We start from the raw sequence: 19351 nt of genomic DNA, 5'->3' as shown, positions 1-19351 counted from the left end.
CATTTTGATATTTATTCAATTGGATTTGCAAAGTTAGAATAAAATCTGGATATGTAACGTATCCTAAAGACGATTGTTTATTGTTCTTTTATGGTTTATTAATCGGAAGTAGCTTTTTCTTTTATTGGAACAAACTATTTTTTCTTATTGAAAAAAGTGTTCAATGGCTTCGGCTACTCCGTCTTCCTCATTGGTCAAGGTAATGTAATTGGCTGCTTTTTTTACGGGTTCCTGTGCATTGCCCATTGCGATGCCTAGTCCTGCAAACTTTATCATGGATAGGTCATTATATCCGTCACCTATTGCTATTACTTCTTGGCGCTCAATGCCGGTTTGTTTCAATAAGATGGCAAGAGATAAGGCTTTGTCGATGCCTTGCGGAACTAATTCGAGAAAATAGGGTTCTGAACGGAAAACGTTGATTTTGCCTTGTAAGCGAATGCACAATTCTGATTCTAGTGGAATCAACTTGTCTGCATCTCCCACAATCAGGCATTTGGCGACTGGTAAAGTGATGTCCGTAAGAAAATCATTTGTTTCCCTAATATTCATTTTATTGAGAAAAGCTTCTTTTTGTACGTAAGGGTCCCGGGAATTTTCGGTTACAATATCTGCGCCGTCATAAGTTAGTATGCTGAGATGATAAGTACGTGCACATTCGTAAAGTACCGGAATGACTTCATTCGGTAATACATTCTCGTATATCATTTCTTTAGTTTCCCAGTTAATAATTTCTCCTCCGTTGTAGGATAAGATAAATCCTCCGAATTCATCCATACGTAGTTCATTTGCCAAAGGGACAATACCATAAGTAGGTCGTCCGGAAGCTAAAACCAGCCGGATACCTTGTTGTTGCATACGTATTAATGTTTCCCGGTTGCGAGGAGTAATTTCTTTTTTAGAGTTAGTGAGTGTGCCGTCAAGGTCGAGTACGATAAGTTTATATCTCATGCTGTGTTATTTTGGGTACAAAGATAAAGTAAAAAAGTGTTGCTGCAAGACTGTGTATGGAAAGTTGCCTCTTTTTTTGAAACGGTTGAATGATTTCTTACTTAGATAGTGTAATACGAGAATCGACTGATATATTCCATAGGCTTTGATTGGATGGTTAATTTCAGTCATTCTTACAGTAAGTCTGCCCATTCTTTGCTGGTTAATACAGGTAGATCGTCACTGTCTGTAATAAATGTTTCCGCTAATTTTCGTTTCTCGGCTTGCAGGTGGAGAATTTTCTCTTCGATACTGTTTTGAGTGATGAAACGGTATGCAATTACTTGTTTGTCCTGACCGATGCGGTGGGCACGTGCAATGGCTTGTGCTTCGGCAGCCGGATTCCACCATGGATCGATGATAAATACATAATCGGCTTCTGTAAGATTGAGTCCTACGCCACCTGCTTTTAAGGATATGAGAAATGCTTGTACGTCCTTTTGATCGGTGAAATGGGCAATTTCGGATGGACGATTATTGGTGGAACCTGTCAGTAAGGCATATTTCCAGTTCCGTTGCTGGAAAACTTCGGCTATAAGTTCCAGGTGTTGTACAAAGGAAGAGAATATGAGAACTTTATGCCCTTCACTTTGTAGAGTGTCGAATGTTTCGATAATCTGTTCCATTTTCCCGGATATGCCGTTGAAATCGGGGAAAACGAGGTGGGGATGACAAGAAAGCTGGCGGAGACGCAAGATGCCGTTTAATATACTGAAAGAGTGCAGTCTGTCAGTATGGTGAGATTGTCGCAGGAGTATATTGCGCAGGCTGTTCTTTTCTAGTTCATAGCAACTATGCTGTTCTTCGGTCATTTCGCAGTAAATCGTTTCTTCCGTTAGTGGCGGAAGTTCCGGAGCTACTTCTTTTTTGTTTCTTCTTAATATAAAAGGAGAAATCAATTGTTGTAATCGTCCTTCCAGACGTGTATTACCTTGACGGATAGGCACAATAAACTGTTTATGGAAAATATTCTCTTCACCTAATAAGTCTGGTTGCAGAAAACGGAATTGTGCCCATAAATCTTTAAGTGAATTTTCGATGGGAGTGCCAGTCAGTACTAACCGGTGTTTACCTTGTAGCTGAATGGTGGAGCGAAATGTAAGTGAATCACTGTTTTTTATATTTTGGCTTTCGTCAAGTACTATGTATTCGAAGCAGTAGGAACGGAGTATGTCTATGTTGTTTCGCATCATGCCATACGTAGTAAATATCAGATGGAAATGTCCGAAAAATCTTTCGGGATGTTCTTTTGAAATAACTGTCGTGCTATTGTATTCTGCCATTGAAAGCGTTGTGAAACGTTTGGCTTCTCTGTGCCAGTTGTGGAGCAAGGAGGTAGGTACGACAATAAGTGTTGCCGGTTTTCGGGGTGTTTCTTTCTTTCTCGGACGGGGATCTGTTATGGTTATCTTTTTTTTTCTGATTTCACAAGCATCCGGTAATAATTCGTCTTCAGTATTGAAGGCGAATAAAGAGAATTGTCCTGTTGAATCACTTATTGGTTCTTCCTTCTCAACGGGTAGTGTTGGAATGCTTACTGTTTCGGGTATATTTGTATCCGAAATAAGCGGCTTATAAATATGTTGTAGCAAGGTTAAAGTCTGGAGTGTCTTTCCAAGTCCCATATCGTCAGCCAGACATCCACCAAATCCTTGTTCGTAAAGCTGTAGCATCCATGAGAATCCTTTCTGTTGATAGGGGCGTAGTTGAGCTTTGAGTCCGTCCGGAACGGGAATGTTAATAACCTGGCTTTTATTAGGAAACTTCTTTAATCCATTTTCGTCTAAGGCAGATTGTACAGCACCAATGAATGTGTGTTTCAAACGTATCCCTTTTTCCGTTTGAATTCCCATTTCCATAAGGTTGCCATATTTGCTAAACCATTCGTCCGGTATAAGGAATATTTGTCCGTTGGGTAATAAAAACTCTTTTCGTTCTTCAAGAATATGTTTGCGGAAACGTGCAAAAGGAATTTTCATCGTACCAATGATTACATTGATATGCAGTTCAAACCAATCCGGTTCATCGTCACAACTCTGCTCGATACGGAGTTCATTCAGGCAATAAGATGTGTTTTTCCTATTGCTGGTGAGGAGGAAAGAGTGTTGCAGCATTTCTCTGTTTTGATAAATCCATTCGGTTATTGTTTTCTCAACACTATTTGGTGACAACTTGAAGTGTACATCGCTGATTTGTTGTAAACCGGACCTGGTCAGCAATTGGAGTGCTCTCTTTTCAGAAGCAGTATGGCGTTGGAAAAACACGATTTCACCGGATTTTTTCCGATAAACGATCTTTTTTATTTCATTGTTAAAATCCGGTGCAAACGATTGATCACCATAATGAAAGTTAAGTTTTAGCAATTGTTCGTCATAGACTGTATCTTCGAGGATAAGTGCTGCCTGGCAATGATATTTCTCTTCAATAATATCCAGACCGTGTGTGGTAATATCATGATAACGTGCAATCGGTATCACGATATTGTCAATATACTTCTCTACCTGGGAAATATCTACACTAATTGATCTCTTTTTTGTAAAAGGCAAAATTCGTGTGCTTTCAATGTGAGGAAAAAAGTATAGTTCCATACCTAACAATAAAGTCGAGGGGGAAGAAGTCAGTACAATAACAGGCTTTTGTTCACTTAAAGAAAATGGCTGCCCTTTGTAAAAACACTGTAGTTGATATCTAAAAATCTTCTCGTCCATATGAAATGTGAAACGAATTTCTACATCGTCCGGATGAATATGATAGGCGTGGTGAGCATATAATATTTTACTTCCGGCCGGCTTTTGATAAAAAGGAAGATTGTTTTTTCTAATCACTTCCAGCATTTCAAGAAGCTTTTTCTCGATGAATGGGCGGATATTGTTTTTCAATCGATCTGGATCTTCGGATAACTTACGAAGGAAATGAGATACCGTTTTCTCTCGTGAGTAAACACCCATTAGGTACTTTTCTGTATAATGGGAGGCGATCTCAATAGCTTGGCGTTCGGCATCATACATAGATGCCATAGCTTCATTAGAGGCATGAAAAGCTTGTTCTATCAAATGTACTGTTGCATCGTCTCGTTTCTCAGCAATGTATGGGATTAGTAGCGCACCGAGTACGGGATGCTCAGTAAAGACGATGATAACTTGTCCGATAGTCGTTTTCTCTTTCATTCTCTTTAGGCTTGAATGAACAAAGATACGCGAAAATACTTAATTTTGCAGCATGATGGAGGAAAACAAACGTGTGTTGTTGGGTATGAGTGGTGGAACAGATAGCTCTGTCGCTGCAATACGACTGCTGGAGGCCGGATATGAGGTGACTGGTGTGACCTTTCGTTTTTATGAATTAAATGATTCTACCGAATATCTGGAGGATGCCCGTAATTTAGCGGAATGTTTGGGAATACAACATATTACTTATGACGCGAGGGAGGTATTCCGCATACAAATTATTGAATATTTTGTGCAGGAATATATGTCAGGACATACGCCTGTTCCTTGTACATTATGTAATAATCAGTTAAAGTGGCCATTACTTGCTGGAATTGCCGATGAAATGGGGATTTTTTATATTGCTACCGGACATTATGTACGTAAGATCAAGAAGGAAAACACCTATTATATAACTTATGCCGCCGATTCGGACAAAGATCAAACTTTCTTTTTATGGGGATTGAAACAAGATATCCTTCAAAGAATGTTGCTGCCTATGGGAGATATAACTAAGGTTGAAGCAAGGGCTTTTGCTGCTGAACATGGATTTCGAAAAGTAGCCGTGAAAAAAGATAGTCTAGGCGTTTGTTTTTGCCCGATGGACTACAGGAGCTTCTTAAAAGAATGGTTAATAAGAGATGATAGTCAATCGCGGGTAACGAATGATTGGGGTCAGGATAGAAATGATCTTTCTTGGTCTGGAAGATTGAAACGTGGTAGATTTGTCGATGAAAAAGGAAATTTTATCGGATGGCACGAAGGTTATCCTTTTTATACTATTGGACAACGAAGGGGATTGGGAGTTCATTTAAATTGTCCTGTCTTTGTGAAAGAAATTTTCCCTGAAACCAATGAAGTCGTTCTTTCTTCTCTTCAGGCTTTGGAAAAAAACGAGATGTTTTTGAAGGATTGGAATATTGTAAATGAAGAACGTTTGTTGAATAACCCTGATGTTATTGTGAAAATACGATATCGTAAACAAGAAAACCGTTGTACGGTTTCTATAACTTCTGATAATTTATTGCATATACATCTCCACGAGCCACTGGCTGCTGTCGTGCCCGGACAAGCTGCCGCATTTTATGATGATGGATTGTTATTAGGAGGAGGGATAATTGTATCCTCTCGCTGACAGCTAAAATGATTTTGCATCACTATTTGCTCTCACACTCTCATTTACTGCTTCAATCCCTTTATTCATAGTAGTTTCAATCATTAGAGCAACTATGGTGGCGGAGTGGGAGCAACCATTTGCCCTCACTGTCATTTCTGACAGTGTTCTTAGCTTTAATATTCTGATTATCAACTATTAAATTTCTATTTGATAGCTATTAATACTCTACATGATAACTATTAATACCCTACATGATAACTATTAATACTTTACGGAACAGTTATTAATACTCTATGTTTGACTGAAAATGGCCTGTCCTTTTTAGTCGAATATTGTGTAATTTGATCATCTTGCCGATATAAAATATAGTTTTGATTTACTTTGTTAGTGATTAATCCTTATTTCAAAGCGTTTCAACGCTTGAACATACTTTTTTTCATGGTCTTGTAACAATGTGTTTCATAGTGTGAAACACATTGTTACAAGACCATGAAAAAAGTAGTTCCAATAGACGAAACTTTTAATTTCAAAGCCTGAAACTAAAAATACCATCTATTGGAACTTACTTTAACTGTGAATATTATTAGTGATTTGTCTTTATAGCATAATAGCTTTTTCGATATATCTTAATTACTATTTGTTGTTGAGAAGTAACATTTGCTCAATATATTCTCGTGTGTTACTTAATCTGGGCACTTTATGTTGTCCGCCCAATTTTCCTTTCTGTGCCAGCCAATCATGAAACAATTCCGGTCGGGCAATAATTACTTCCAAAGGCTGTAAAGCAATATCTTTCCAACGTTTTGCTTCATAGTCAGAGTTCAATTCTTTCAGTGTAGCATCTAGTATAGCTGCAAATTTTTCGACCGAATCCGGCATCTTGGCAAATTCAATCAACCATTGATGGCGGCATTTGGCGTGCTCGTCCATAAAAACCGGTGCTGCTGTATATTCGCTTACTTGAGCTCCCGTAGCTGCACAAGCTTTCGCTAATCCCTTTTCAGCGTTATCAACGATCAATTCTTCACCAAAAGCATTGATAAAATGCTTAGTTCGTCCCGTGATGACAAACTTATATGGATTTTTGCTGGTGAACTTCACTGTGTCGCCGATCATATATCGCCATAAACCACAGGAGGTAGAAATAACCAGAGCATAATTTTTGTTGAGTTCTACTTCTTCCAGACAGTATACACGTGGGTTTTCCTTACCAACCTCTTCCAGTGGAATAAACTCATAGAAGATTCCGTAATCGATCATCAATAGCATAGCCGGATCAGAAAGATCGTTTTGTGTACCGAAATACCCTTCGGAAGCATTATAAGTCTCTACATAATGCATTTTGGGAGAATGAATTACCTGCTTATATTGTTCACGGTAAGGAGTAAAGGCAACTCCACCATGGAAAAATACCTCAAGGTTGGGCCATACTTCTTCCAATGTCTTTTTTCCTGTCTTTTCGAGAATACGTTTAATGAGTACTAGCATCCATGAAGGTACACCTGATAAATTGGTTACATTCATAGGGATGGTGCTATTGGCTATTGCTTCAATTTTTGTCTCCCATTCACTCATCAACGCAATCTTTTTGCTTGGGACACGGATAAAATTAATCAGTGGATTGACATTTTGAATAAGAATAGCCGACAGATCGCCTACTAAACTATGATTGGAATTCAAATTTGGGCTGTGACTGCCACCCAAAATCAATCCTTTTCCAGAGAAGAAATGACTATCTGGGTTAATACGGAAATAAAGTGCGGCAGCATCTTTGCCGCCTCTGTAGTGAATATCCTCTAATGCCTCTTTGCTGACGGGAAGATATTTACTTTTATCATTGGTTGTTCCAGATGATTTGGCAAACCAACGGATTTCTGATGACCAAAGCAAATTTTGTTCTCCCGCACGTAAACGTTCTACATACGGTTTAATCTCTTCGTATGTCTGTATTGGGACACGTTTTCTGAAATCTTCATAACTGCGGATAGAGGAATAATCATATTCTCTGCCCCATTCTGTTTGAGCAGCTTGGGTGGTCAGACGGTTCAGCACCCGGTGCTGTATATCGCTAGCTTGAGTAGCGTAAAGATCTATTTGTTTTAAACGGGAATCGAAAGTCTTACTTATGATTTTTGTAATATTCATTTCTGTTTTAACATATATGTTTAGTCGTGCAAAAGTAACCTTATTTATCTTTTTTTTCTATCTTTACGTCGGAAATAATCGTTAAAATTAACGAGTTTCATATAATCCCCGAGTTTCTGACTAAAAAAAACGACAATGAGAATTGGAATCCTTACTTCTGGAGGAGACTGTCCAGGTATAAATGCCACAATTCGTGGTGTTTGCAAAACAGCTATTAATTATTATGGAATGGAAGTGATAGGTATTCATAGCGGCTTTCAGGGCTTATTAACAAAAGATGTGGAGTCTTTTACAGATAAATCGTTATCAGGATTGCTCAATCTCGGTGGGACAATGTTGGGTACTTCCCGCGAAAAGCCTTTTAAGAAAGGAGGAGTCGTTTCGGATGTTGATAAACCGAGTCTTATTCTACATAATATCCAAGAGATGGGATTGGATTGTGTGGTTTGTATCGGAGGAAATGGAACTCAGAAAACAGCGGCTAAGTTTGCCGCTATGGGAGTAAATATTGTATCTGTGCCCAAAACGATTGACAATGATATTTGGGGAACGGATATTTCCTTCGGGTTCGACTCTGCAGTAAGTATTGCTACGGATGCAATCGACCGGCTGCATTCTACTGCAAGTTCTCATAAAAGAGTGATGGTAATTGAGGTGATGGGGCATAAAGCAGGATGGATTGCTTTGTATTCAGGTATGGCAGGTGGGGGTGATGTGATTCTTGTGCCTGAGATTCCATATAATATAAAGGCTATCGGAAATACGATTCTGGAGAGACTGAAAAAGGGAAAGCCTTACTCTATTGTGGTTGTGGCCGAAGGCATTCAGACCGACGGAGGTAAGCGTGCAGCTGAATATATTGCTCAGGAAATAGAATATGAAACTGCTATTGAAACTCGTGAAACTGTACTAGGGTATATTCAACGGGGCGGTTCGCCTACTCCTTTCGATCGTAATCTTTCTACGCGGATGGGTGGTCATGCTACAGAACTTATTGCAAATGGCCAATTCGGACGTATGGTGTCTTTACAGGGAAATGATATTTCGTCTATTCCTCTTGAAGAAGTCGCGGGTAAACTGAAATTAGTTACTGAAGATCACGATCTGGTGATTCAAGGTCGTCGTATGGGGATTTGTTTTGGTTAGGATCTGCTATAACTTCACTGGGATTGAATGATATTTCGTCTTGTGGCAATTCATTTTTTAGCTCAGCTGTTTCTTGCTCTGTTATCACTTCTGTCTGAGGTGAAGTACGGAAGGTTTTAGCCTCATTGACGGCCTCTATAAATGCGGACTCTTTTACTTTCTTGATGGCCATTTGAGCGGCATTCTGCTGAGACTCTTTTTTTGAATACCCGCTACCTGTGCCCGCCGGAAGTCCTTCAATATGTATCTCAGTTTGGAAAACAGGGTTGCTGTCGCGGTCGAGAAATTGTTCTATCAATTCGAAAGAAACCTCCATTTTGTTTTTCTGACTCCATTCAATGAGCTTCGATTTGAAGTTTACTTCTTTGCGTGATATTATGTCCAAATCGATATATCGGTTTATAATCTGTTGCTCCATAAACTGTTTGCAGCGTTCATATCCCTGATCCAGATAAATGGCACCGATAAATGCTTCGAAGGCGTTGCCATACATATAACTATTGTGAGAGGACGAACGTGTGGAATACTTGATAAGTTTATCCAAGCCGATTTCTACGGCAAGTTTATTTAAAGTCTCCCGCTGTACGATTTTAGAACGTGTGTTTGTCAGAAAGCCTTCTCGTTTCCCATCAAAGCGCTTATAAACAATATCTCCTACGATGGCATCGAGAATGGCATCGCCCAGAAACTCCAATCGTTCATTGTTCAAAGGTCGTCCTTTATCCGAACGGAGAGAAGTTGATTTGTGCAAAAGTGCTTGTTCGTAGATATTAATATTACGTGGATAGAATCCGAGTATCCGATAAAAACAAAGATAAGACTCTTTGTCCCTATGGAACAAGAGCCTTATCTTATCTATTTTGTTACGTAACACGATTTTACTCAGCGTATTTCTTGAAGATAACACATGCATTATGACCGCCGAATCCAAATGTATTGGATAAAGCAACATTAACTTCGCGTTTCTGAGCTTTATTGAACGTGAAATTAAGGTCATAATCGATGTTTTCGTCGTTGTCACCTTCTTCGTGGTTGATAGTCGGAGGAACAATACCGTTCTTGATGGCAAGAATACTTGCAATAGATTCTACTGCACCAGCAGCACCCAGCAAGTGACCTGTCATAGATTTAGTCGAACTGATATTCAGCTCATAAGCATGGTCACCGAATACTTCTTTAATCGCTTTTGCTTCGGAAATATCACCTACCGGAGTAGAGGTTCCGTGTACATTAATGTAATCTACTTCTTTCGGATCTATTTCTGCATCTTCCAGTGCATTTATCATCACTAGTTTAGCTCCAAGACCTTCCGGGTGGGAAGCAGTCAGGTGATGAGCATCAGCAGACATTCCTACACCGGCAACTTCCGCATAGATTTTAGCACCGCGAGCTTTAGCGTGTTCCAGTTCTTCCAGAATCAAGCAACCACCACCTTCGCCCATAACAAAGCCATCACGGCTTGCACTGAACGGGCGCGAAGCTCTCGTTGGATCGTCATTACGGGTTGATAGAGCGTGCATAGCATTGAAGCCACCTACACCCGCAGGGAAGATAGCTGCCTCAGAACCACCGGATACTATAATGTTTGCTTTGCCCAGACGAATCAGGTTGAAAGCATCTGCAATAGCATTGGTAGAAGTAGCACATGCTGAACAAGTCGCATAATTAGGACCGTGGAAGCCATACATAATAGAAATTTGTCCGGCTGCAATATCCGAAATCATCTTTGGGATGAAGAACGGATTAAATTTCGGACCCATTTCCTTACGGGTATAGTAGTTACCTACTTCTTCTTCAAATGTATGTATACCACCGATACCGGCACCGAAAATAACGCCGATTCTGTTTAGGTCTTCTTTTTCAGTGTCAAGACCGGCGTCATCTACCGCTTCTTTAGCTACAGCGATGGCATAGTGTGTATACAAGTCCATCTTTCTTGCTTCTTTTCGGTCGATATATTTCGTCACGTCGAAGTTTTTCACTTCACATGCGAATTGAGTCTTGAACAGCGACGCATCAAAATGAGTAATAGGCTCTGCTCCACTAACCCCGTTCACTAAGTTTTCCCAAAATTCGGGTACACTATTGCCAACGGGAGTAATGGCGCCGAGGCCTGTTACTACCACTCTTTTTAATTCCATATTGGTGAATAGAATGATTACTTAGCGTGTTCTTCGATATAAGATACAGCATCACCTACAGTACCAATTTTTTCAGCTTGGTCATCTGGAATAGAGATACCGAATTCTTTTTCGAATTCCATGATAAGTTCTACAGTGTCAAGAGAATCTGCTCCCAGGTCGTTAGTAAAGCTTGCTTCGTTAGTAACCTCGGACTCTTCTACGCCTAATTTATCAACGATAATCCCTTTTACTCTTGATGCAATTTCAGACATAACTTTAAGTTTTTAATTAATAATTAGTTTTATTTCTTTAAATTTGCGGTGCAAAGGAATGAATATTTATCGTTTTGCGCAAATATTTGACTAATTAAATGCAAGGTTTTGCACAATTTTCACTGTTTTGTGCATAGAATTCATGAGTAATGAGGAAAAGTATCGCTATTTTCGCTTCCGGTTCCGGCACAAATGCCGAGAATATAATCCGGCATTTTCAAAAAAATGACTTTATTCAGGTATCACTTGTACTTTCCAATAAGAGTGATGCTTATGTTTTGGAGCGTGCACATCGTTTGGGTGTGCCTTGTAATGTGTTTCCAAAAGAAGACTGGATAGCCGGAGACGAAATTCTGGCTGTATTGCAGGAATATAATATTGATTTTGTAGTGCTGGCAGGTTTTCTGATTCGAGTACCAGATTTGCTTTTGCATGCTTATCCCAATAAGATAATAAATATTCACCCGGCTCTTCTACCTAAGTTTGGAGGAAAAGGAATGTATGGTGATCGTATTCACGAAGCGGTGATAGCTGCCGGTGAGAAAGAAACCGGAATTACCATACATTATATTAATGAACATTACGACGAGGGAAATATCATTTTTCAGGCTACTTGTCCGGTGCTCCCGGAAGATTCTCCCGCGAGTGTGGCAAAGAAAGTGCACGCTTTGGAGTATGAGTGTTTTCCTCTTGCAATAGAAAAACTGTTGTCGGAATCTTGAGCATTTGACAAGTCTTTCGTCTATGCAAAGAGTGGTTTGAGAGTAGGACATAGTACTATTCTCTGTTATATGAGTTAGACCTTCAGAGGGTGTTTCTTATATCAGGCTTACATTAGATTTTGGGAGTAAGGTGAATGCTATAAGCTTTTTCTTCTCTTCTTAAAGGATAATCTCCCCGTAAAACTTCAAATAACTCTGGTTGCTTTTTCAATCGGTTGCTGTCTTCAATCGGATTGTATATTTGAAGCAAAGCTTCTTCATGGCTTTTTGCGTATATATTTGTAGTGGTTGGTGTTGGTGCACTGATCTCATAATCAGCTTTGAGATGGAAGAATTTACATATTGAATCCAAAGACATACGAGTCGCATTCGCTTTTCCATCTGCCGAATAACCTGCAATATGCGGGGTGCCAATTATTACTTTTTCTAATAACTCTCTGTTAATCTCCGGTTCCTGTTCCCATACGTCAATGGCAGCATTCGAAATAAAGTGCTCTTTCAATGCCTTCAACAAAGCATTGGTCTCAATTACTTCGCCCCGAGATGTATTGATGATGAAAGGTTTCCGTTTAAGCGAACGAAAGAACATTTCATTAGCCAGATGAAATGTTTTGTAATTACCTTCTTTATATAAAGGTACGTGAAAAGTAATAATATCACATTCTTGTGCTATTTTTAATAAGGAAGTAAAAGATGTATTTCCTTCTTTTTCTTCTCGTGGTAGGTCGTTAAGCAAGACACGCATGCCAAAATCTTCTGCCATTTTTGCAACTTTACGTCCTACATTACCTACTCCGATAACTCCAATGGTCAGATCACTTAACTTTTTTTGTAGGCAAGATTGTGTGATAAGAAGAACTGATTGTATGTATTGTGCTACTGAAGAGGAATTGCATCCCGGTGCATTTGTCCATTCAATTCCGGCCTGTTTGCAATAGGTTGTGTCGATATGATCAAAGCCAATGGTTGCCGTTGCGATAAATTTAACTTTGCTACCTTCCAGTAACTCCCGATCGCAATGCGTGCGAGTACGAATAATGAGAGCATCAGCATCTCTTACCAGCTCTGGAGTGAAGTCTTTACCTGCTGTATAAACGACTTCATCTGCTATTCTTTCAACAGCTTCTTTTATGTAAGGAATCTTGTTGTCTATAATAATTTTCATATACAATCCCGCTTTTAGTCAAGCAAAGATAGGAAATAAAAAAGTAAGAAACGGTTGCTTGTCTAAAAAATATTGTATAGCTTTGTCCTATTATATACCTATTAATCTCTTAAGATTATGACATTTAGTAACCTTTGCAATGATATTTTTTGGAAATCGACTAACGATTATCATGTGACGGATTGTGTGGATGCTCCGATGAACAATCCTTACGAGTTAAAATCAATCGAATATTATTTGTATTTGAAAAACTGGATTGATGCGGTGCAATGGCACTTTGAAGATATTATCCGTGATCCTCAGATTGATCCGGTGGCAGCCGTGGCGTTGAAACGGAGAATTGATAAATCTAATCAGGATCGTACGGATTTGGTGGAGCTGATCGATAGCTATTTTTTGGATAAATATAAGGAGGTAAAGCCATTGTCAGATGCTGTAATTAATACGGAAAGTCCTGCATGGGCAATTGATCGTCTTTCTATTCTTGCATTGAAAATTTACCACATGCAGCAGGAAGTGGAGCGTACGGATACGGCTGAAGAACATCGTTCTCAGTGCCAAATTAAATTGAATATTCTTTTGGAGCAAAAAAAAGATCTTTCTTCCGCTATCGACCAGTTACTGGGAGATATTGAAGTTGGAAGAAAATATATGAAAGTATACAAACAGATGAAGATGTATAATGACCCGACATTGAACCCGGTGCTTTATGCTAAGAAATAACAAATGGCGCGAATTCTGATTATCCGTTTTTCTGCTCTCGGTGATGTTGCAATGACCATTCCAGTAATTCATTCACTAGCCACGCAATACCCTCAGCACGAAATAACCGTGTTGAGCCGTACAGTATGGCAGCCTCTTTTTGAAGGATTACCGTCGAATGTCAGTTTTGTCGGTGCCGATCTGACTGGTAAACATAAGGGACTATTGGGACTTAACTCTCTATATTCCCAACTGAAAGCATTGCATTTTGATTATATAGCGGATTTTCATCATGTATTACGTTCTAAATATTTGTGTTTGAGATTCCGACTAGCTAATATTCCTGTTGCTTCTATTTGCAAAGGAAGAGTGGGGAAGAAAAAGCTGGTTCGTCGTCGTCATAAAGTTTTAGAAAATCAAAAGAGTTCTTTCCTTCGTTATGCCGATGTGTTAGAAACATTAGGCTTTCCGGTATTGTTGAACTTTTCTTCTATTTATGGAGAAGGAAAGGGAGATTTCTCGGAAATTGAGTCGGTTACAAGGGCGAAAGAGAGTAAAAAGTGGATCGGTATTGCCCCTTTTGCCAAACATATGGGGAAAATTTATCCGGTGGAGTTGCAAGAACAAGTTATCGCACATTTTGCAGCCGATCCGAACGTTAAAGTTTTCTTATTTGGAGGTGGTAGGAGTGAACAAGAAGTTTTTGATTCTTGGACCGCCAAATATCCTTCTGTTGTTTCTATGATAGGGCAACTGAATATGCGCACGGAGTTGAATCTTATGAGTCATCTGGACGTAATGCTTTCAATGGATTCGGCTAATATGCACTTAGCTTCGTTGGTGAATATCCCGGTTATTTCTGTTTGGGGAGCAACCCATCCATATGCCGGATTTATGGGCTGGAAACAGTTACCTGTCAATACGGTACAGCTTGATTTGCCATGCCGTCCCTGTTCTGTATATGGACAGAAACCTTGTTGGCGAGGTGACTATGCTTGTTTGAGGGAGATAAAACCAGCACAAGTGATTGCAAAGATTGAGGGAATTATTCATTAAAATATGATTAATGCTTATTATTATGATGAACAGGAATGAAGAATAAGTTTTTATATAAGTTACGGAGTGGAAAGAACTCCAAACTCATTTATTATACAGTAAATGTGTGGAGGTTTTTGATGCCGAAATTTCTTTTCCGGACACGTTTACATGGTAAACTTGCTTCTTTATCCCGTAGAGTGGACAGAGAATATATTGAGAAACGCGTAGACTATTATAACAAATTATCGGGCTTCGTTCAATTGCCCTCTTCAGCTCCTCGTCTTGCAGAACATAAAATGGGTGGTCAGAAAGTGTATTTCTTTGACACTTATCAATATACCCGTTGGTTTCCTGATAGCTTTCAATGGGGATTTTGTCCAGGTGATGTGACTCACATTCCTGAGTACCCTTCCATCGTAAAAAGTCGTCCATTGGCGGAGAATAATGAGAACTCTATTGTGATGAAACTGGATAAGGTTCGTCATTTTATGTACGTGAAGGACAAAAAACCTTTCATCGCTAAGAAAGATAAACTCATTTTTCGGGGAAAAGTGAAAGGAAAAAATTCTCGTAGAGTTTTTATGGAGATGTATTTCCATCATCCGATGTGCGATTTGGGTGATGTGAGTAAAAATACAACAGATCCTCAGGAATGGCAGACTGAGAAAAAAACAATTAAGGAGCATTTGGATTATAAATTTATTTTAGCAATCGAAGGTAATGATGTGGCTAGTAATTTGAAGTGGATTATGTCTTCTAACTCAGTTGCTGTCATGCCGCGACCTACCTGTGAGACATGGTTTATGGAAGGAACGTTAATCCCGAATTATCATTATATTGAAATAAAACCGGATTTCTCCGATTTAGAATCTCGTTTGTATTATTATATTGAGCATATTGATGAAGCACAACAAATAATAAAGCATGCTAATGAATATGTTGCGCAATTTAGGGATAAAAGTCGGGAAGATTTAATATCTTTGTTGGTGTTAAATAAATATTTTGAGATAACAGGCAAAAAGTGATGTCCTGATAAGAAGATTGAAAAAGACAATGTTTGAGTTAAAAGAGAAGTATGAGAACAACTATTAATCCAAAATACGAATGCCTTCATGAACAAATCAGACGTATTCCCGAACTTTTCGAGAAGAAGGGTGAGATGATCTATGAGGCTCGTAATGTCTTGAAAAGAACGCTTATCGGTGATGTTGATGTGGTTGTTAAGAGTTTTAAGCAGCCACATATCGTTAATCGTGTTGTTTACTCTTTCTTTCGTAAATCAAAGGCGACCCGTTCTTATATTTATTCTACTGAAATTATTAATCACGGATTTTGTAGTCCTGAACCTGTCGCTGTGATAGAACAATTTCGTTTCAAACTTTTGACTAATAGTTATTATATTTGCTGTTATGATAATGGTGAAACGGTGCGTGGCTTGATGAGTGGCACTGTGGCTGGCAACGAAGAGAAATTGAGGGCTTTTGCTCGTTATACAGTCGATTTACACCGTACAGGGATACTTCATTTAGATTATTCTCCCGGAAATATATTGATTCATTCGACTGAAAATGGATATTCTTTTTCATTGGTGGATGTGAACAGAATGTCTCTAGTGGCGGATGTGGATTGTGAAACTGTTGCCGAGAACCTTCGTCGCTTATGTAACTCTCGTGAAGTACTGAATTATATTGTGGGCGAGTACGCTTCCATACGTGGTTGGGATATTAAGAAAATGCAAGAACGTGCTACATGGTATAGTGACAAATTTTTTGCCGACTTTATTTTTCGTCGTACAGCAAAGAAAATTCACGGACAGCATATACCGAGTATCATCCTATGTTTTAAAACCTTTCGCAGGTTGCGCAAACTATTAGCAAAATCATCTCCTTTCTCTCGTTGGTTATATAAAAAAGAGAAGCAAATGTATGACACTTACTTCTCTCAATATGACTATCGTCATGTTTTTTCTTCCGAATATACCACTGAGGTTCTATCTTAAGAAATAAAGCAACTTTTTGTATGCTAGCTTGAATTTCCAGGATGCCCATATACAAAAATCCTTTTTGGAAGATATAGAGGAATTAAACTTTCCAGTGAAACTCCCTTGAGCAGCTATGGTAGGTTGGCACCAATAATAGGGGAAATTATCTTCCTTTAGCAATAATGAATGTAACAGGTCTATCGGTCTTTCACATTTGTTCTTCGCTATATAATTCATTACTTGTTCTGCTGCTCCGCGGGTGATATAGTATGCTCCGGTCATTCTGTCTTTGTCGCCTTTATATAGATATTTTCCTTTGACTCTCTGACTCCGGGGAACGAATCGCAGTCTACTGTTTTCGAAGGAAATGAAAATGTTATTGATTGGCATATTTTCGAATTCTTTCATGCATCGATTGAATATTTTTGTGAAATTCTTATCCAAAATACAATCGTCTTCTAATATCAGAGCGCCCTTCAAGTTATTCTTCAGGATATATTCGTATGCGAGGAAATGTTTGTAACAACATGAAGTTTTGGCTGTGTAACCGTACATATTTTCTTTACCCTCATTTCTAAAATATTTCACCAAGACTTCCGGTGTTATGTCGCTGATGTCTCCATCCAAGATATATTCGAATGGAATATTCAGTTCCGCCAACATCTTTTCAATATGTTTGGCCCTTTCCTCGTAACCTTGTTTTACGTGTAAAACAAGAACTTTTTCAGTAATAACGGAAGGTTTATTTGTCATAGCTTACACGTTTTTTCGTATATGTTCATAATTAATTTCGCTTGTTCGCAGTCGGAGAATCGTTTCACAAATTGCTTGCCGTTCTCCACCATCTTCTGCTTCAGATTGTTGTCATTTAATATTTTATTAAATGCATCTCCGATTTCTTTTACACTTTCCGGGTTTACATAAAGAGAATCCGGTCCTCCCGCCTCTTCCAGACATGATCCTGCAGCGGCCACTACTGGGATACCCGAATGTAACGCTTCGATAATCGGTATGCCGAAGCCTTCGAAGTAAGAAGGGTAGGTGAATATTTCGGCACATTGGTAGAAAACAGGTAAGTCTTTGAACGGCACATTACTGAATATATGTACTCTTTCCGTTAAATGATGTTCATTCACAAACTGCTCTATTTTACCTGTGTATGGAGTACGTCTGCCTATTATTACAAGATGGATATTCTGAGCTAATTGTGGTAATGATTGTACTGCTAATAAAGCATTCTTACGCTCTTCAATACTACCGACATTCAGTATGAAGTGTTCCGGTAATTGATACTTGCGGCGTACCTCTTTTTTTGTTTCCTCACTGGCAGTTTGTTCAAATATGGGGTCACATCCTTGATATACGACTTCTATTTTAGAAGCAGGTATTTGGAAATAGTCTATAATATCCTTTTTTGTACATTCGCTGATAGCGATAATCCGATCAGAGTTCTCGCAAGCTTTGCGAAACTTATAGGTATATATCTTTCTGTCGATGAGGTGATAATATTGGGGAAATCTCAGAAAAATCAGGTCGTGTATGGTAACAATACTTTTTACCCGGCTTTTATGGATATTTAGAGGAAGTTCGTTGCTGAGACCGTGAAATAAATCGATTTCCTCCTTTTCCAATTGCTTCGTGATTCCTCCGATACGCCAAATAGAACTCAATTTCTTCCAGAAAGCATTTTTGGGGTAGATGATGCTTAGTTGGCGGAATTGTTCAGTCAGTTTTTCCAATCTCTTATTATCCCGCTTCTTCGGAGCATATAGGAGATAACTATTTTCCGGATAGAAACGGCATAAGATTTCCGTAATATAACGGCTGTAATTACCCAGTCCGGTATAATTCTGCACTGCCCGTTTTCCGTCAAAACCGATTCTCATCTTGTTACTTATCTTTATTATGTTATTCGTCTATTTAGACTTGAAATTCACGATAAGGTTTATTCAGGTCCAGATAATGGAAGTTATGTTGTCTCTGTCCACTTTGTTTAGGAATAGTCATGTAGTCCCCATATTTTTGTGTCAGATAAGTGTCATATTCTTGCACTCCCCACACTTCTTCTCCCTCAAAGGAGATAGGAGTAGGAGCTCCTAGAATCTCTTTAGGCATGATGCCTTTCATGCCATCGTCATAATCGCAGACAAGAGTACTTTGGTCAAAGTCATATCGGATCATCACCATTTTGATGGCTTTCTGTACATCGGTTGGGGTAAACAACTTTCTGCACAATAGGGGCACCCACGAACTCGGACCTTTACCATGCTTGTAAGGGTCACGGTGGATGAGATACAATACACGTTTGTAAAACTCATACTTCGCAAAATGTATCCGTTGTTTGAAATGATCTTCCGGTACTCCGTCCAGTGGGAAAACATCTAGATAGATACCTCCCAAATATTTAAGGTGCATACGCTCTATCAATGTAGTGTCAGCATCCTGAATCTTCGCAAATGGCAAAGGATATTCCTTATCGTTTTCTGCACAAATAGCTTCATAAGATTCAGGCAACCATTCACGGGCATTAGCCATTAGCAGATCATAATCCTTACGAGGCATTCCGATGTCCAAGTCATCATCCCAGGGGATGAAACCTTTGTGGCGGACAGCTCCCAGCATCGTACCTGCCATAATATAGTAGCGCAGATGATGTTCTTTGCATACCTTGTCAATAGTAAATAATATCTTTAGGATGCGGAGTTGTAAAGGACGTATGTCATAAGTGGCCATGAATGTATTTC

The 19351-nt window shown here is 39.1% G+C and carries 17 protein-coding genes; 7 read left to right on the top strand and 10 right to left on the bottom strand.

The genetic code is table 11. The annotated features are described in order from the left end of the window. Window positions 1–144: 144 nt before the first annotated feature. Both PHO71_RS00570 and PHO71_RS00565 read right to left on the bottom strand, forming a co-directional pair. A complete protein-coding gene (locus PHO71_RS00570; protein ID WP_300197357.1) occupies window positions 145–951 on the bottom strand; it encodes a Cof-type HAD-IIB family hydrolase in 807 nt (268 codons plus the stop codon). Between the two features lie 173 nt (window positions 952–1124). Next, window positions 1125–4157 (bottom strand): DEAD/DEAH box helicase, encoded by a 3033-nt coding sequence (locus tag PHO71_RS00565; protein ID WP_300197355.1) that lies wholly within the window; start codon window positions 4155–4157, stop codon window positions 1125–1127. Window positions 4158–4209: 52 nt separating this feature from the next. Between PHO71_RS00565 and mnmA the strand changes: the two genes are divergently transcribed. Next, on the top strand, window positions 4210–5331 hold the full coding sequence (gene mnmA / locus PHO71_RS00560) for a tRNA 2-thiouridine(34) synthase MnmA (RefSeq protein ID WP_300197352.1): 1122 nt from the start codon (window positions 4210–4212) through the stop codon (window positions 5329–5331). A 615-nt stretch (window positions 5332–5946) separates the two neighbouring features. Here the strand turns inward: mnmA and PHO71_RS00555 are convergent. Then, window positions 5947–7458 carry a GH3 auxin-responsive promoter family protein gene (locus PHO71_RS00555; RefSeq protein WP_300197349.1) on the bottom strand — a complete coding sequence of 504 codons (1512 nt, stop codon included), beginning with the start codon at window positions 7456–7458 and terminating at the stop codon, window positions 5947–5949. A 135-nt stretch (window positions 7459–7593) separates the two neighbouring features. On the opposite strand from PHO71_RS00555, the gene PHO71_RS00550 reads away from it, so the two are divergent. Next, window positions 7594–8604 carry an ATP-dependent 6-phosphofructokinase gene (locus PHO71_RS00550; protein WP_300197346.1) on the top strand — a complete coding sequence of 337 codons (1011 nt, stop codon included), beginning with the start codon at window positions 7594–7596 and terminating at the stop codon, window positions 8602–8604. Here the strand turns inward: PHO71_RS00550 and rnc are convergent. From rnc to PHO71_RS00535, 3 genes are read right to left on the bottom strand one after another with little or no spacing between them, the layout of a single operon-like run. Then, window positions 8546–9517, bottom strand: coding sequence for a ribonuclease III (gene rnc, locus PHO71_RS00545; RefSeq protein ID WP_300197343.1), 972 nt, complete (start codon window positions 9515–9517; stop codon window positions 8546–8548). The genes PHO71_RS00550 and rnc overlap by 59 nt on opposite strands. Beyond that, the gene (fabF, locus tag PHO71_RS00540; RefSeq protein WP_300197340.1) at window positions 9483–10745 is read right to left on the bottom strand and encodes a beta-ketoacyl-ACP synthase II; all 1263 of its coding nucleotides are present in this window, start codon (window positions 10743–10745) and stop codon (window positions 9483–9485) included. The genes rnc and fabF overlap by 35 nt, the downstream gene beginning before the upstream one ends. A gap of 17 nt (window positions 10746–10762) precedes the next feature. Next, on the bottom strand, window positions 10763–10999 hold the full coding sequence (locus tag PHO71_RS00535; RefSeq protein WP_025074670.1) for an acyl carrier protein: 237 nt from the start codon (window positions 10997–10999) through the stop codon (window positions 10763–10765). A 149-nt stretch (window positions 11000–11148) separates the two neighbouring features. Here PHO71_RS00535 and purN point away from each other — a divergent pair, with 149 nt between their 5' ends. Further along, complete coding sequence (gene purN / locus PHO71_RS00530) at window positions 11149–11721, top strand: phosphoribosylglycinamide formyltransferase (protein ID WP_300197335.1); 573 nt, start codon at window positions 11149–11151, stop codon at window positions 11719–11721. A gap of 112 nt (window positions 11722–11833) precedes the next feature. On the opposite strand, the gene pdxB is transcribed toward purN, so the two are convergent. Next, a complete protein-coding gene (pdxB, locus tag PHO71_RS00525) occupies window positions 11834–12886 on the bottom strand; it encodes a 4-phosphoerythronate dehydrogenase PdxB (protein WP_300197332.1) in 1053 nt (350 codons plus the stop codon). Window positions 12887–13003: 117 nt separating this feature from the next. Between pdxB and PHO71_RS00520 the strand changes: the two genes are divergently transcribed. The 4 genes from PHO71_RS00520 to PHO71_RS00505 are packed head-to-tail and all read left to right on the top strand — an operon-like array spanning window position 13004 to window position 16625. After that, entirely contained in the window at window positions 13004–13609 is a 606-nt protein-coding gene (locus PHO71_RS00520; protein ID WP_300197329.1) for a DUF4254 domain-containing protein, read from the top strand. Window positions 13610–13612: 3 nt separating this feature from the next. Further along, window positions 13613–14644: a glycosyltransferase family 9 protein gene (locus PHO71_RS00515; RefSeq protein WP_300197327.1), complete on the top strand. Its 1032-nt coding sequence runs from the start codon at window positions 13613–13615 to the stop codon at window positions 14642–14644. A 35-nt stretch (window positions 14645–14679) separates the two neighbouring features. Next, window positions 14680–15651, top strand: a complete 972-nt coding sequence (locus PHO71_RS00510; RefSeq protein WP_300197325.1) for a glycosyl transferase family 90 — start codon at window positions 14680–14682, stop codon at window positions 15649–15651. Window positions 15652–15701: 50 nt separating this feature from the next. Further along, entirely contained in the window at window positions 15702–16625 is a 924-nt protein-coding gene (locus tag PHO71_RS00505; protein ID WP_300197323.1) for a lipopolysaccharide kinase InaA family protein, read from the top strand. Here the strand turns inward: PHO71_RS00505 and PHO71_RS00500 are convergent. The 3 genes from PHO71_RS00500 to PHO71_RS00490 are packed head-to-tail and all read right to left on the bottom strand — an operon-like array spanning window position 16617 to window position 19340. After that, window positions 16617–17360, bottom strand: a complete 744-nt coding sequence (locus PHO71_RS00500) for a glycosyltransferase family 25 protein (protein WP_300197320.1) — start codon at window positions 17358–17360, stop codon at window positions 16617–16619. The genes PHO71_RS00505 and PHO71_RS00500 overlap by 9 nt on opposite strands. Continuing rightward, a complete protein-coding gene (locus tag PHO71_RS00495; protein WP_300197317.1) occupies window positions 17357–18493 on the bottom strand; it encodes a glycosyltransferase family 1 protein in 1137 nt (378 codons plus the stop codon). Before PHO71_RS00495 ends, PHO71_RS00500 begins: the two co-directional genes overlap by 4 nt. Window positions 18494–18527: 34 nt before the next feature. Next, window positions 18528–19340 carry a phosphorylcholine transferase LicD gene (locus PHO71_RS00490; RefSeq protein WP_300197314.1) on the bottom strand — a complete coding sequence of 271 codons (813 nt, stop codon included), beginning with the start codon at window positions 19338–19340 and terminating at the stop codon, window positions 18528–18530. Between the last annotated feature and the right edge of the window lie 11 nt (window positions 19341–19351).

It is taken from the genome of Bacteroides sp., assembly GCF_028690125.1.
In the GTDB taxonomy this organism is placed as follows: Bacteria; Bacteroidota; Bacteroidia; order Bacteroidales; family Bacteroidaceae; genus Bacteroides.
The sequence above is the reverse complement of the archived record's forward strand: the minus strand, read 5'-3'. Positions and strand labels throughout refer to the sequence as shown.

Coding starts and splice junctions, on each gene's coding strand:
- PHO71_RS00570 (WP_300197357.1), bottom strand. CDS start 951: ATGAGATATAAACTTATCGTACTCGACCTTGACGGCACACTCACTAAC.
- PHO71_RS00565 (WP_300197355.1), bottom strand. CDS start 4,157: ATGAAAGAGAAAACGACTATCGGACAAGTTATCATCGTCTTTACTGAG.
- mnmA (WP_300197352.1), top strand. CDS start 4,210: ATGATGGAGGAAAACAAACGTGTGTTGTTGGGTATGAGTGGTGGAACA.
- PHO71_RS00555 (WP_300197349.1), bottom strand. CDS start 7,458: ATGAATATTACAAAAATCATAAGTAAGACTTTCGATTCCCGTTTAAAA.
- PHO71_RS00550 (WP_300197346.1), top strand. CDS start 7,594: ATGAGAATTGGAATCCTTACTTCTGGAGGAGACTGTCCAGGTATAAAT.
- rnc (WP_300197343.1), bottom strand. CDS start 9,517: ATGCATGTGTTATCTTCAAGAAATACGCTGAGTAAAATCGTGTTACGT.
- fabF (WP_300197340.1), bottom strand. CDS start 10,745: ATGGAATTAAAAAGAGTGGTAGTAACAGGCCTCGGCGCCATTACTCCC.
- PHO71_RS00535 (WP_025074670.1), bottom strand. CDS start 10,999: ATGTCTGAAATTGCATCAAGAGTAAAAGGGATTATCGTTGATAAATTA.
- purN (WP_300197335.1), top strand. CDS start 11,149: ATGAGGAAAAGTATCGCTATTTTCGCTTCCGGTTCCGGCACAAATGCC.
- pdxB (WP_300197332.1), bottom strand. CDS start 12,886: ATGAAAATTATTATAGACAACAAGATTCCTTACATAAAAGAAGCTGTT.
- PHO71_RS00520 (WP_300197329.1), top strand. CDS start 13,004: ATGACATTTAGTAACCTTTGCAATGATATTTTTTGGAAATCGACTAAC.
- PHO71_RS00515 (WP_300197327.1), top strand. CDS start 13,613: ATGGCGCGAATTCTGATTATCCGTTTTTCTGCTCTCGGTGATGTTGCA.
- PHO71_RS00510 (WP_300197325.1), top strand. CDS start 14,680: ATGAAGAATAAGTTTTTATATAAGTTACGGAGTGGAAAGAACTCCAAA.
- PHO71_RS00505 (WP_300197323.1), top strand. CDS start 15,702: ATGAGAACAACTATTAATCCAAAATACGAATGCCTTCATGAACAAATC.
- PHO71_RS00500 (WP_300197320.1), bottom strand. CDS start 17,360: ATGACAAATAAACCTTCCGTTATTACTGAAAAAGTTCTTGTTTTACAC.
- PHO71_RS00495 (WP_300197317.1), bottom strand. CDS start 18,493: ATGAGAATCGGTTTTGACGGAAAACGGGCAGTGCAGAATTATACCGGA.
- PHO71_RS00490 (WP_300197314.1), bottom strand. CDS start 19,340: ATGGCCACTTATGACATACGTCCTTTACAACTCCGCATCCTAAAGATA.